Source organism: Neobacillus endophyticus (assembly GCF_013248975.1).
GTDB classification, from domain to species: domain Bacteria; phylum Bacillota; class Bacilli; order Bacillales; family Cytobacillaceae; genus Neobacillus; species Neobacillus endophyticus.
In genome coordinates, this window is sequence record NZ_JABRWH010000001.1 from 2,196,730 (window position 1) to 2,210,672 (window position 13,943).

General features: G+C 45.4%; 7 protein-coding genes and 2 rRNA genes. All 9 read left to right on the forward strand.

All coding sequences use genetic code 11. The annotated features are described in order from the left end of the window. The first annotated feature begins 24 nt into the window (after positions 1 to 24). Complete coding sequence (locus HPT25_RS10670) at positions 25 to 198, forward strand: hypothetical protein (protein WP_217269687.1); 174 nt, start codon at positions 25 to 27, stop codon at positions 196 to 198. Positions 199 to 341: 143 nt separating this feature from the next. After that, positions 342 to 3,515: a DEAD/DEAH box helicase gene (locus HPT25_RS10675; protein ID WP_173063551.1), complete on the forward strand. Its 3,174-nt coding sequence runs from the start codon at positions 342 to 344 to the stop codon at positions 3,513 to 3,515. Positions 3,516 to 3,786: 271 nt separating this feature from the next. Continuing rightward, positions 3,787 to 4,761, forward strand: a complete 975-nt coding sequence (locus tag HPT25_RS10680) for a quinone oxidoreductase family protein (RefSeq protein ID WP_173063554.1) — start codon at positions 3,787 to 3,789, stop codon at positions 4,759 to 4,761. A 93-nt stretch (positions 4,762 to 4,854) separates the two neighbouring features. Beyond that, positions 4,855 to 7,080 (forward strand): molybdopterin-dependent oxidoreductase, encoded by a 2,226-nt coding sequence (locus HPT25_RS10685; protein WP_173063557.1) that lies wholly within the window; start codon positions 4,855 to 4,857, stop codon positions 7,078 to 7,080. Positions 7,081 to 7,334: 254 nt separating this feature from the next. After that, a complete protein-coding gene (locus tag HPT25_RS10690) occupies positions 7,335 to 8,069 on the forward strand; it encodes an AzlC family ABC transporter permease (RefSeq protein ID WP_173063559.1) in 735 nt (244 codons plus the stop codon). Further along, positions 8,060 to 8,386: a branched-chain amino acid transport AzlD family protein gene (locus HPT25_RS10695; protein WP_173063561.1), complete on the forward strand. Its 327-nt coding sequence runs from the start codon at positions 8,060 to 8,062 to the stop codon at positions 8,384 to 8,386. The genes HPT25_RS10690 and HPT25_RS10695 overlap by 10 nt, the downstream gene beginning before the upstream one ends. Positions 8,387 to 8,402: 16 nt before the next feature. Continuing rightward, positions 8,403 to 8,672: a hypothetical protein gene (locus tag HPT25_RS10700; protein WP_173063563.1), complete on the forward strand. Its 270-nt coding sequence runs from the start codon at positions 8,403 to 8,405 to the stop codon at positions 8,670 to 8,672. A 478-nt stretch (positions 8,673 to 9,150) separates the two neighbouring features. Further along, a 16S ribosomal RNA gene (locus HPT25_RS10705) occupies positions 9,151 to 10,700 on the forward strand. 307 nt (positions 10,701 to 11,007) lie between these two features. Then, positions 11,008 to 13,942: ribosomal RNA gene (locus HPT25_RS10710) — 23S ribosomal RNA — on the forward strand. Together the 16S and 23S rRNA genes form the textbook arrangement of a ribosomal RNA operon. Position 13,943: the final 1 nt, after the last annotated feature.

A 13,943-nucleotide genomic window follows, 5' to 3' on the forward strand; every position in this document is an offset into this window, starting at 1 on the left:
AATAAGAATCTATTATTAAGCCAGTTGGCGAAACGTGTGCCTGTTGTAGGTGAAGAGCTTAGAATAAAAGGCCGCAAAGCAACCGTTTCAAGTGTAAATAACCTGGATGAAAGACGCGTTCATGTTCAAGTTGCCTTGGAGGTTATTAACAAAAATACCAAGCTGGTTGTCGATCAGTCGAAAAAGAAAAAAAGGTAATGTGCAGGTTGTACCCCTTTTAATATGAAGGGGTTTTTTCTTTTAGTAATAAAAAAACGAACGGTGCCTGACACCGTTCGTTTTTTAAGTTTTCCTCCTATGATACAATTGTAGAATATTCCCTCAAGGAAGGAGCTTGGCGCATGAACATTACATTAAATCAGAAAACCATTCAAGAGATGTGCGGAACTGTCTCCTTCAAACGAGGAGATTATTTTAATCGGACAAATAAAGTAACAATTGAAGAATACGGTCTGGATCGCTGCAAAGCAATTGTTTCCGGAGATGAAGATTTTCATGTGATGGTTGAGGCAGATGGGAGTGGCAGCTTTCGTACAGAGTGCACTTGTCCGAAGCTTGCTTCATTTAAAAAGGATTGCCAGCATATCGCAGCAGTTTTATTGGCGATTAATGACCTTCAACGCCAAGAAATCGGCTCATCACAAAAAGATCTAACAACAGGATTGCTACATCTTTTTTCGGATCAGCCTGTCCGCTCAAGCGGTCATCAGCTTCACTTTGAAAACAGACAAGTCCTTGATGTTGAGTTTAATTGTCAACCCATTCAAACAGCAGGTGCCCGATATTTGATTGGGGTAGAAATGAAGATCGGTACTTCCAAAGTATCAAATATTCGGTTATTTCTTGAGCAAGTGAGAGAGAGTAGAGCATGTGCACAGTTCGGGTACGATCCAAGTCTTCATTGCTTTGAAAAAGAAACAGATGCGGTCATCCAGCAGCTTATTCAAGTAGTCCGGGATGAAAAAATATATGGTGAAATGGTACTCGATAATGGCGCAGGCCATCTTCTGATTATCCCGCCTGGTTCTTGGGAACGGCTGCTGTTTTTACTTCAAAAGGCACCGCTAGTAACATGGAAGTTCGCGGGACAAACCTTTACAGAGCTGAACGTAACAGAGGAGCAACTGCCATTACAGTTTGATTTTATGGAATCTGAGGGTGGCGGCTTCCAACTAAAGGTGAATGGCTTTGAACAGATCATGGTCCTCGAGACCTACCACTCTATTCTTTTTGCTGGGAAAATAAAGCGGCTTGAATCTCTGGACGAAAAAAGGCTTACGGACTTAAAACAGATGCTGGATGATTCCGGAACAAATTCGATCCCGATTCCTCTAGAACAGCTTGCTTTTTTTATCGAACAAGTGGCTCCAGGTTTGAAAAAACTTGGGAAAGTTACAATGGCAGAGAAATTAATGAAGAAATTTGAGAAAACACCTTTAGTGGCCAAGCTATACTTGGACCGGGTAAACAATCTGCTCCTAGCAGGACTCGAATTTCACTACGAACATATGATCGTTCAGCCGTTGGAAAATCGAGAACTTCCCGGAAGTACTATGGTGTTCCGTGATATAGAGAAAGAGGAGAAAATCCTTCAGCTCATGGAGGAGGGCTCGTTTACCAAGACAGATGGCGGATATTACCTGCAAAATGAAGAGCTGGAGTATGAGTTTTTGTATCATATTGTTCCTAAGCTTGAAAAGCTGGTGCGTATTTATGCTACAACGGCCGTTAGAAATCGAATTTTTAGAGAAAATGCCCGCCCGCAGATGAGGGTAAGGGTGAAGGTGATAAAAGAACGAACCGATTGGCTGGAATTCAAATTTGAAATGGACGGCATTCCTGAACAGCAAATCCGTAATGTTTTAGCGGCTTTAGAGGAAAAACGGAAATATTATCGGCTCCCGAATGGCTCGCTGCTTTCACTGCAAACAAGAGAATTTGAAGAAATTCAGCGTTTTCTTCAATCACCAAATGTCAGGAATAAAGATATTGCCGCCGGTTTGGATTTGCCGCTTGAGCAATGTCTGCAGCTGCTTGATACAGTAGAGGTTAGTGATACTTTCAAGCTTGAAGAATCGTTTCTTCAGTTGCTGGAGCATCTGCGCAATCCTGATCGTTTAGAGTTTGATGTTCCTGAAAATTTGGATCCAATTCTCAAAGAGTATCAAAAGACTGGGTATAGGTGGATGAAAACTCTTGCTTACTACGGATTCGGCGGGATTTTGGCTGATGACATGGGACTCGGCAAAACCATTCAAAGTATCACCTATATTGTTTCCGCACTATCTGAAATGCGTAAACAAAAGCTCCAGACACTTGTTGTCTGCCCATCTTCCTTGACTTATAACTGGTTAAATGAATTCAGAAAATTTGCCCCAGAGATAAGGGCCATTGTAATTGATGGAACTAAAAAAGAACGGTCCAAGCTGTTGAAGGAAATAACTGATGTGGATGTATTCATCACCTCTTACACATTATTACGCAAGGAAATGGTTTGGTTTGCAGACCAGTCTTTTCATACGGTGTTTTTTGACGAGGCACAGGCATTTAAAAATCCTTTGACGCAAACAGCCAGTGCAGTAAAGAAAATTGAGGCAAGCCACCGCTTTGCGCTAACAGGTACACCGGTCGAAAATTCATTGGAGGAGCTGTGGTCCATTTTTCATGCCGTCTTTCCGCAGCTTTTTCTTGGCTTGAAGGAATACAGTAAGCTGACGCGGGTACAAATTGCCCGGAGAATCAGACCATTCTTACTTCGCAGGATGAAAGAGGAGGTACTTTCAGAGCTGCCTGAAAAAATCAATTCGCTGGAATCGGTAGAACTTTTTCCTGACCAAAAGAAGTTGTATGCGGCTTACCTAGCTAAACTGCGGCACGACACCTTGAAGCATCTGGACAAGGATACCATACGAAAGAATCGCATCAAGATTTTGGCCGGCTTAACTCGGTTAAGACAGATTTGCTGTCATCCAGGCTTGTTTGTGGATGGTTATAAAGGGAAATCGGCTAAGTTTGAACAGCTATTGCAAATTATAGAAGAATCCAGATTGTCTGGAAGAAGAGTGCTGATTTTTTCCCAGTTTACGAAAATGCTTGATCTTATTGGTATTGCCTTAACAAGGAACGGTTTGCCGTACTTCTATCTAGATGGACAAACACCCGCTGAAGAACGGGTAGAAACCTGCGAGCGTTTTAATCACGGTGAACGGGATTTATTCCTCATTTCCCTGAAAGCTGGGGGAACAGGGTTGAATCTAATGGGGGCGGATACGGTTATTTTATATGACACATGGTGGAATCCGGCAGTAGAGGAGCAGGCGGCAGACCGCGCTCATCGAATGGGCCAAAAAAATAAAGTACAGGTCATCAAACTCGTAGCCCGGGGAACCATAGAAGAAAAAATGAATGAACTGCAAGACAAAAAGAGGCATCTTGTGGAGGAAGTCATTGATTCGGAAGAAAGAGCAATGGCAGCTCTTACAGAGGAGGATATTCGGGAGATTTTGATGATTTAACAAATATATCTGGATCGGCTTCTCCCGAACGAGAGTGTGGTTAAAAGATGTGGGATTTGGGTGGTCAATCGATTTTTGGCACCCAAAATACGATAAAGAATGTAGAAATTTAGTAAGCTATCTCTTTGATTAAATAATCCAACTAGAAGATGTTGGATTATTTTTTTATAAATGGAAATATTCCTATTTTAATACGAGCAGCTATTAAACTATAATGGAATTATACTAACCGGTTAGTATAAAATGAATTTTTGGAATAGGGGATGAAAATATGAAAGCGATTCAATTTAAAGAGTATGGAAAGCCTGAAGTGTTAGAAATTGTAGATATTCCAATCCCTGAAATCAAGCCAAGATCTGTTTTGGTACAGGTGAAAGCCTCGGGTGTGAACTTTGCGGACACTGCTAGAAGGTATGGTCAATATTTAGCAAAAACTCCACTTCCTTATATTCCTGGGTCAGAGGTTGCAGGAGTCATTACAGAGGTTTCACTAGAAGTAACCGATTTTAAAGTAGGGGACCGGGTTGTCGCCTTAACAGAGGATGGTGGTTATGCTGAGTATATAGCCCTTCATGAGTCCCAGTTAATCAAAATTCCGGAAGCAGTAGAGTTTAACCATGCGGCAGCTATTCTAGGACAAGGGGTTTCTGCTTATCATATCTTAAAAACATCTGGCCAATTGAAAAAAGGTGACACCGTTGTCGTTCATGCGGCGGCAGGAGGAGTAGGAACATTTGCTGTTCAATTGGCAAAGATTATGGGGGCAGGGAAGGTTATCGCCACAGCAAGCAGTCCGGAAAAATTGGAACTGGCCTATTCTTTAGGGGCAGATTTTGGAGTCAATTACTTAGAGGAGAATTGGCATAAACAGATCCTAGCCTACACGGAAGGTAAAGGAGCAGATGTTGTTCTTGAAATGGTGGGGGGAGACATCTTTAGAAATAGCTTAAAGTGTATGGCTGTAAACGGGAGACTTGTCATATATGGACGGGCAGGAGGGCAGGAGACAAAGTTTGATCCAGCAATTCTAATGCAGAGAAATGTAAGTGTCATAGGTTTTTGGCTTGTTCATATTCTTAAAGATACAAAGATATTTAATGAAAGTGTAAGAGAGCTTCTGGAATCTATCAGTAATGGAAAATTAAAATTAGTGATCGGGGAAACGTTTCCTTTAGAAGAAGCAAAAAGAGCCCATGAACTTATGGAAAGCCGGCAAACGAAAGGCAAGCTTATTATAAATCCATAGGCTATATTAATTTCATTGTTGCCTTAACCACTTTGTCGATTGGAGCGAAGTGCCTGGAGGGGAAATCCTAAAAAAATCAAAGGAGGAGCATGGATGGCGGAAGAAAGAATAAGTTACCGAACATGTCCATTGTGTGAAGCAACGTGTGGATTAGAAATTCATACGCTTGATCAAGAAGTTGTCCATATAAAAGGGGATAAACTGGATCCGTTCAGCCGAGGGTATTTATGTCCAAAGGGATATAGTTTAAAAGAGCTTCATTCAGATCCTGACCGGCTTCGAAAACCAATGGTTCGCCGCGGGCAGGAATGGCAAGAGGTTTCATGGGAAGAAGCGTTTGAAGAAATAAGCAGGAGAATTCTGCCTATTATCGAAGAACACGGGAAAAATGCAGTCGCTGTTTATTTGGGAAACCCTAGTGTACACAATTTAAGCAGCATGCTGTATATTCCTATTTTATTGCGGACATTGGGAACGAAGAGCATTTTCTCTGCTAGTACCCTCGATCAGATTCCTAAACAGCTTTCCTCGGAAATGATGTTTGGGAGTGATGCCAATCTTGCTATTCCTGACATTGACCATACGAACTACATTTTAATGCTGGGCGCCAACCCACTTGCATCCAACGGCAGCCTAATGACAGCCCCCAATATGAGAGGGCGTTTGAAGGCACTAAAAGAACGAGGCGGCAAATTAGTTGTGATCGATCCAGTTCGTACCGTTACCGCCAAACAAGCAGATGAACATTACTTTATTTGCCCTGGTACGGATGCCCTATTCCTTTTTGCCATTATATGTACTTTATTTGAAGAAGAATTGGTAAATCCGGGGGAACTGACGGATGTTATAAATGGGTTGGAAGAAATAGAGATCCATTCGAAAGAGTTTACTCCTGAAGCTGTGTCTGGCATATGCGGGATTCCATCAGATATCATTCGGAAAATAGCGCGTGAACTTGCAACTTCTCCTAATGCGATCGTTTATGGAAGAATGGGTACTTGTACGCAGCTTTTTGGAACGATGAACAGCTGGCTGATAGACGTCATAAATGTTCTAACAGGAAACCTTGATCGGGAAGGAGGGGCCATGTTCCCAAATCCTGCAACGAGAAGGGCACTTTTCAAGAAAAGCAGGGCGGTACGATTCAACCGGTTTCAAAGTAGAATAAGAGAATTGCCAGAGGTTTTAGGTGAACTGCCAGCCTCCTGTCTTGCAGAAGAAATAGATACGGAAGGATCAGGACAGATTAGAGCATTGATATCTATTGCTGGCAATCCAGCATTATCCACCCCAAACAGCGGCCGTTTACAAGCTGCATTAAACAAACTGGATTTCATGGTCAGTGTTGACTGTTATTTAAATGAAACTTCACGCCATGCGCATGTGATACTGCCAGTCCCATCACCTTTAGAACGCTCTCACTATGATATAACCTTCTATAACTTAGCTATTCGAAATATAGCACATTATTCGCGGCCCGTTTTTCAACTTCCTGAAGAACAATTAGATGAATGGCAGATTCTCCTTCAGCTGGCAGCAGCTGCTGGGGGTCAAAAAATGGAAAATGAGGAACTAATGGATGAAATGGCCATAAAAGAACTAATCAAACATGAAGTCAGTAATCCAAATTCCCCCATCTATCATCGAGATATCTTAGAAATTTTAGCCATGCTGAATGATAGAAAAGGCCCTGAGCGGTTTCTGGATTTTTACCTGAGGGTGGGACCTTATGGTGATCATTTTGGAACAAACCCTGAAGGACTTCATCTGACAACTCTGGAGGATCATCAGCATGGTTTAGATTTAGGTGCATTGAAGCCAAGAATTCATGAGATTATCCAGACCTCTTCAGGAAAAATTGAATTAGCGCCACCCATATTGATAAAAGATATTGAACGTCTTAAACAAAGGCTTGAAGCAAAAACAGAATCATTGCTGCTCGTTGGCAGAAGAGATTTACGGAGCAATAATTCTTGGCTGCACAATCTACCGGTTTTAGTGAAGGGTGAAGATAGGTGCAGACTTTGGATTCATCCACTTGATGCGGAACAATTTAGCCTTATGGATGGAGAAAAGGTATTCGTGCAATCCCGTACAGGAAAAATAAAAGTTACCATTCATTTGACAGATGATCTGATGCCGGGTACTGTAAGCCTCCCTCATGGCTGGGGGCATAATCTGCCCGGCACCCGTCTTCGAACGGCCAGTCAACAGGCCGGAGTAAATGTCAATCTTTTGACTGATGAACAAATAATTGATCAGATATCAGGAAACGCCGTATTGAATGGAGTGCCCGTCACGATAGAAAAGGTGATCTAGCCTGAGTTTTATTTAAAGATAAAGTCCACAATATTTTCGTGGACTTTTTCTGCCGATAGGAAAGTATAACTTTCCTATCAGGCATAAGGGCAGCTACGCCATTGTCTTTGCCTTGTTGGGCTCGCGAGTCGGAGGGTTTTCTTTATTTTTTAAGGAATGGCAGAATTGTGAATTATTTGAAAATACCGGTTTGTAAAACTAAAATTAGGTATATAATTTAATTTCGGTGGATTTGTTATAAGGAGGGGAAATCGATGAGTCTATCTAACGCACAATGGGATTCGACTGCAGCTCCAAGAGACGAAGATTCCTTTCTTAAAGGTGTAAAAGACTGTATTCCAACACTGCTGGGATACCTAAGTATTGGGTTTGCAGCTGGAGTTGTGGGAAAAACTTCAGGGCTTAGCATTTTTGAAATAGCTCTTTTGAGCCTGGTACTTTACGCTGGTTCAGCCCAATTTATCGCTGCAGGAATGATTGCTGCCAACAGCTCAACAACAGCTATTATTATTACTATTTTCTTTGTAAATCTCCGTCATATTTTAATGAGTGCAGCTCTGTCACCTTACTTTCGCCACCTTACACCATTGAAAAATATGCTCATCGGGACGCTGTTAACTGACGAAACATTTGGTGTAGCCATCAATAAGGCAGCTCAAAGGCAGAATATAAGTGAGAAATGGATGCATGGGCTTAATATCACGGCTTGGTTAAACTGGGCCATCGCGAATATTGCAGGTGCCTACTTTGGAAACTGGATTGCCAATCCCCAAAAGTTCGGGTTGGATTATGCTTTGCCGGCAATGTTTATTGGGCTGCTCGTCCTTTCTATGATCGGAAGGAGAAAAATCAAACTGGATATTTTAGTTGCCATCATCGCAGTGGTTATTGCAGTAGCAATTAGCACCATGTTTTCGAGCAGCCTTGGAGTGATTGCGGCAACGATTATTGCATCAACTATCGGGATGGCGGTGGAAAAATGGAAGTAAGATGGAGTATCTTCATTATTATTATAGGAATGGCTCTTGTCACTTTTATCCCGAGGGTACTGCCGCTAATGGTTTTAAGCCGCTTCAAACTGCCGGAATGGGGGACACGCTGGCTAAGTTTTATTCCCATTTCGGTTATGGCTGCTTTAGTAGGCCAGGAGATTTTTATGCATGATGGAAAAATAGACTTTTCTTTTAGCAACCTTGAAATGCTCGCTGCGATCCCCACCTTTCTAATGGCGGTAAAAACAAGGAGTTTATTGGGAACGGTTGTAACAGGTATTATTTCCCTTATGGTTTTGCGATACTTTATGTGAATGAGGAGTGGTTCCATTGCAAAATGTTGAGATTTTGGAACTGGCAACTGTCAGAGAGAAAGTCGATGAACTTGCACATCTTATTCAAATGGTTGTGGATGATGGAGCTTCGATTGGTTTTCTGCCGCCAATGAAGCTTTCAACTGCAAGAAGCTATTGGGAAAATGCGATGGAACCTGGGGTGATTCTCTATATTGCTAAGATAGATAATGAGATCGCTGGCACTGTTCAGGTGCATTTTTGCCCGTTTTTTCTATTATTCCAAGTCACATATCAACAAAATTGAAACGTGAGGAACAAGATATAATAAAGAATATTGAGTAAAAAAAATCCCTGTAGCTTTTTCCTTGTCCTCTATTCTCAGCTTGGGATAAATCGTATCCTTACTCTGCAAGCGCAGGATGGAAAATACAATATTTTTTCGAGGAGATTTCGCGCTGTTCGCTTCAATATAACTGGATTTGAAAAATAACCATATTATTTAACACATTCTAGAATTAAATTTCATACAAAAATATTAATTTGTAAAAAGAAGTTGACTTCCGCGAAAACAGATGATATATTATTAATTGTCGCTGACGCGATAGAGAAAACAAATCATGATCAAAAAAGAAGTTGACTTCTACGAAGTCCTATAGTATGATTGGTTTTGTCTTCATTTTGAAATTGTTCTTTGAAAACTAAACAAACAAAAACGTCAACAAACAATAATTATTCATTTCTAACGAAATGAAGCCAACGTTATTTTATGAGCTATATCAACTTTCTTGGAGAGTTTGATCCTGGCTCAGGACGAACGCTGGCGGCGTGCCTAATACATGCAAGTCGAGCGAATCTCGAGGAGCTTGCTCCTTGAGGTTAGCGGCGGACGGGTGAGTAACACGTGGGCAACCTGCCTGTAAGATCGGGATAACTTCGGGAAACCGGAGCTAATACCGGATAATCTTCTTCCTTGCATGAGGAAGAACTGAAAGACGGTTTCGGCTGTCACTTACAGATGGGCCCGCGGCGCATTAGCTAGTTGGTGAGGTAACGGCTCACCAAGGCGACGATGCGTAGCCGACCTGAGAGGGTGATCGGCCACACTGGGACTGAGACACGGCCCAGACTCCTACGGGAGGCAGCAGTAGGGAATCTTCCACAATGGACGAAAGTCTGATGGAGCAACGCCGCGTGAGCGATGAAGGCCTTCGGGTCGTAAAGCTCTGTTGTTAGGGAAGAACAAGTACCGGAGTAACTGCCGGTACCTTGACGGTACCTAACCAGAAAGCCACGGCTAACTACGTGCCAGCAGCCGCGGTAATACGTAGGTGGCAAGCGTTGTCCGGAATTATTGGGCGTAAAGCGCGCGCAGGCGGTCCTTTAAGTCTGATGTGAAAGCCCACGGCTCAACCGTGGAGGGTCATTGGAAACTGGGGGACTTGAGTGCAGAAGAGGAAAGCGGAATTCCACGTGTAGCGGTGAAATGCGTAGAGATGTGGAGGAACACCAGTGGCGAAGGCGGCTTTCTGGTCTGTAACTGACGCTGAGGCGCGAAAGCGTGGGGAGCAAACAGGATTAGATACCCTGGTAGTCCACGCCGTAAACGATGAGTGCTAAGTGTTAGAGGGTTTCCGCCCTTTAGTGCTGCAGCTAACGCATTAAGCACTCCGCCTGGGGAGTACGGCCGCAAGGCTGAAACTCAAAGGAATTGACGGGGGCCCGCACAAGCGGTGGAGCATGTGGTTTAATTCGAAGCAACGCGAAGAACCTTACCAGGTCTTGACATCCTCTGACACTCCTAGAGATAGGACGTTCCCCTTCGGGGGACAGAGTGACAGGTGGTGCATGGTTGTCGTCAGCTCGTGTCGTGAGATGTTGGGTTAAGTCCCGCAACGAGCGCAACCCTTGATCTTAGTTGCCAGCATTTAGTTGGGCACTCTAAGGTGACTGCCGGTGACAAACCGGAGGAAGGTGGGGATGACGTCAAATCATCATGCCCCTTATGACCTGGGCTACACACGTGCTACAATGGATGGTACAAAGGGTAGCGAAGCCGCGAGGTGGAGCCAATCCCACAAAACCATTCTCAGTTCGGATTGCAGGCTGCAACTCGCCTGCATGAAGCCGGAATCGCTAGTAATCGCGGATCAGCATGCCGCGGTGAATACGTTCCCGGGCCTTGTACACACCGCCCGTCACACCACGAGAGTTTGTAACACCCGAAGTCGGTGGGGTAACCGCAAGGAGCCAGCCGCCTAAGGTGGGACAGATGATTGGGGTGAAGTCGTAACAAGGTAGCCGTATCGGAAGGTGCGGCTGGATCACCTCCTTTCTAAGGATAAAGCTGGACCTATGAGCCAGACAAAACGGTTTGTGACACGTTCTTTGTTTGTTTAGTTTTGAGAGAACAATCTCTCAAAACATCGTTCTTTGAAAACTAGATAATCGTATAGAAGAAACCAAGAAAGAACCGAGTAATCGCCATTTTAGTTTTTCTCTCTTATTTTAAGAGTAAATAAAGACAAATCAGCAGCGAGAAGGTCGAGGAAGCGAGGGAGTGAAGACCGGAGCGTGCTAGGGCACGTGAGGATCTGAACGAGCGAAGCTGACTAGAGACACGACGCTGATCATTTGTCGTAGGTTAAGTTAGAAAGGGCGCACGGTGGATGCCTTGGCACTAGGAGCCGATGAAGGACGGGACTAACACCGATATGCTTCGGGGAGCTGTAAGTAAGCTTTGATCCGGAGATTTCCGAATGGGGGAACCCACTGCTCGTAATGGAGCAGTATCTTTACCTGAATACATAGGGTACTGAAGGCAGACCCGGGGAACTGAAACATCTAAGTACCCGGAGGAAGAGAAAGCAAACGCGATTCCCTGAGTAGCGGCGAGCGAAACGGGAACAGCCCAAACCGAAAGGCTTGCCTTTCGGGGTTGTAGGACACTCAACATGGAGTTACAAAGGAACGGGGTAGATGAAGCGGTCTGGAAAGGCCCGTCATAGAAGGTAACAGCCCTGTAGTTGAAACTTCGTTCCCTCCTGAGTGGATCCTGAGTACGGCCGGACACGTGAAATCCGGTCGGAAGCAGGGAGGACCATCTCCCAAGGCTAAATACTCCCTAGTGACCGATAGTGAACCAGTACCGTGAGGGAAAGGTGAAAAGCACCCCGGAAGGGGAGTGAAAGAGATCCTGAAACCGTGTGCCTACAAGTAGTCAGAGCCCGTTTATGGGTGATGGCGTGCCTTTTGTAGAATGAACCGGCGAGTTACGATTACATGCAAGGTTAAGTTGAAGAGACGGAGCCGCAGCGAAAGCGAGTCTGAATAGGGCGTTTTAGTATGTAGTCGTAGACCCGAAACCAGGTGATCTACCCATGTCCAGGGTGAAGTCCAGGTAACACTGGATGGAGGCCCGAACCGACGCACGTTGAAAAGTGCGCGGATGAGGTGTGGGTAGCGGAGAAATTCCAATCGAACTTGGAGATAGCTGGTTCTCTCCGAAATAGCTTTAGGGCTAGCCTCACGTAGTAAGAGTCTTGGAGGTAGAGCACTGTTTGGACTAGGGGCCCTCATCGGGTTACCGAATTCAGACAAACTCCGAATGCCAAAGACTTATCCGTGGGAGTCAGACTGCGAGTGATAAGATCCGTAGTCAAAAGGGAAACAGCCCAGACCACCAGCTAAGGTCCCAAAGTATACGTTAAGTGGAAAAGGATGTGGAGTTGCTTAGACAACCAGGATGTTGGCTTAGAAGCAGCCACCATTTAAAGAGTGCGTAATAGCTCACTGGTCGAGTGACTCTGCGCCGAAAATGTACCGGGGCTAAACGTATCACCGAAGCTGTGGATTGACATCTACGATGTCAGTGGTAGGAGAGCGTTCTAAGGGCTGTGAAGCGGGATCGGAAGGACCCGTGGAGCGCTTAGAAGTGAGAATGCCGGTATGAGTAGCGAAAGATGAGTGAGAATCTCATCCACCGAATGCCTAAGGTTTCCTGAGGAAGGCTCGTCCGCTCAGGGTTAGTCGGGACCTAAGCCGAGGCCGAAAGGCGTAGGCGATGGACAACAGGTTGATATTCCTGTACCACCTCTTTATCGTTTGAGTGATGGGGGGACGCAGGAGGATAGGGTAAGCGCGCTGTTGGATATGCGCGTCTAAGCAGTTAGGCTGAGAAGTAGGAAAATCCGCTTTTCGAACAGGCTGAGCTGTGACAGCGAGGGAAATAGAGTACCGAAGTTCCTGATTCCACACTGCCAAGAAAAGCCTCTAGCGAGATAAAAGGTGCCCGTACCGCAAACCGACACAGGTAGGCGAGGAGAGAATCCTAAGGTGAGCGAGAGAACTCTCGTTAAGGAACTCGGCAAAATGACCCCGTAACTTCGGGAGAAGGGGTGCTTTTTGAGGTGAATAGCCTCGAAGAGCCGCAGTGAATAGGCCCAGGCGACTGTTTAGCAAAAACACAGGTCTCTGCGAAGCCGCAAGGCGAAGTATAGGGGCTGACGCCTGCCCGGTGCTGGAAGGTTAAGAGGAGGGGTTAGCGCAAGCGAAGCTCTGAATCGAAGCCCCAGTAAACGGCGGCCGTAACTATAACGGTCCTAAGGTAGCGAAATTCCTTGTCGGGTAAGTTCCGACCCGCACGAAAGGCGTAACGATCTGGGCACTGTCTCAACGAGAGACTCGGTGAAATTATAGTACCTGTGAAGATGCAGGTTACCCGCGACAGGACGGAAAGACCCCATGGAGCTTTACTGTAGCCTGATATTGAATTTTGGTACAGCTTGTACAGGATAGGTAGGAGCCTGAGAAGCCGGAGCGCCAGCTTCGGTGGAGGCGTCGGTGGGATACTACCCTGGCTGTATTGAAATTCTAACCCACACCCCTGATCGGGGTGGGAGACAGTGTCAGGTGGGCAGTTTGACTGGGGCGGTCGCCTCCTAAAGAGTAACGGAGGCGCCCAAAGGTTCCCTCAGAATGGTTGGAAATCATTCGCAGAGTGTAAAGGCACAAGGGAGCTTGACTGCGAGACCTACAAGTCGAGCAGGGACGAAAGTCGGGCTTAGTGATCCGGTGGTTCCGCATGGAAGGGCCATCGCTCAACGGATAAAAGCTACCCTGGGGATAACAGGCTTATCTCCCCCAAGAGTCCACATCGACGGGGAGGTTTGGCACCTCGATGTCGGCTCATCGCATCCTGGGGCTGTAGTCGGTCCCAAGGGTTGGGCTGTTCGCCCATTAAAGCGGTACGCGAGCTGGGTTCAGAACGTCGTGAGACAGTTCGGTCCCTATCCGTCGCGGGCGCAGGAAATTTGAGAGGAGCTGTCCTTAGTACGAGAGGACCGGGATGGACGCACCGCTGGTGTACCAGTTGTCTTGCCAAAGGCATCGCTGGGTAGCTATGTGCGGACGGGATAAGTGCTGAAAGCATCTAAGCATGAAGCCCCCCTCAAGATGAGATTTCCCATAGCGTCAAGCTAGTAAGATCCCTGAAAGATGATCAGGTTGATAGGTCAGAGGTGGAAGCGTGGTAACATGTGGAGCTGACTGATACTAATCGATCGAGGACTTAACCAAG

Excerpts from the sequence above, each read along its gene's own strand:
- HPT25_RS10675 (WP_173063551.1), top strand. The coding sequence starts at position 342 with ATGAACATTACATTAAATCAGAAAACCATTCAAGAGATGTGCGGAACT.
- HPT25_RS10685 (WP_173063557.1), top strand. The coding sequence starts at position 4,855 with ATGGCGGAAGAAAGAATAAGTTACCGAACATGTCCATTGTGTGAAGCA.
- HPT25_RS10695 (WP_173063561.1), top strand. The coding sequence starts at position 8,060 with ATGGAAGTAAGATGGAGTATCTTCATTATTATTATAGGAATGGCTCTT.
- HPT25_RS10690 (WP_173063559.1), top strand. The coding sequence starts at position 7,335 with ATGAGTCTATCTAACGCACAATGGGATTCGACTGCAGCTCCAAGAGAC.
- HPT25_RS10680 (WP_173063554.1), top strand. The coding sequence starts at position 3,787 with ATGAAAGCGATTCAATTTAAAGAGTATGGAAAGCCTGAAGTGTTAGAA.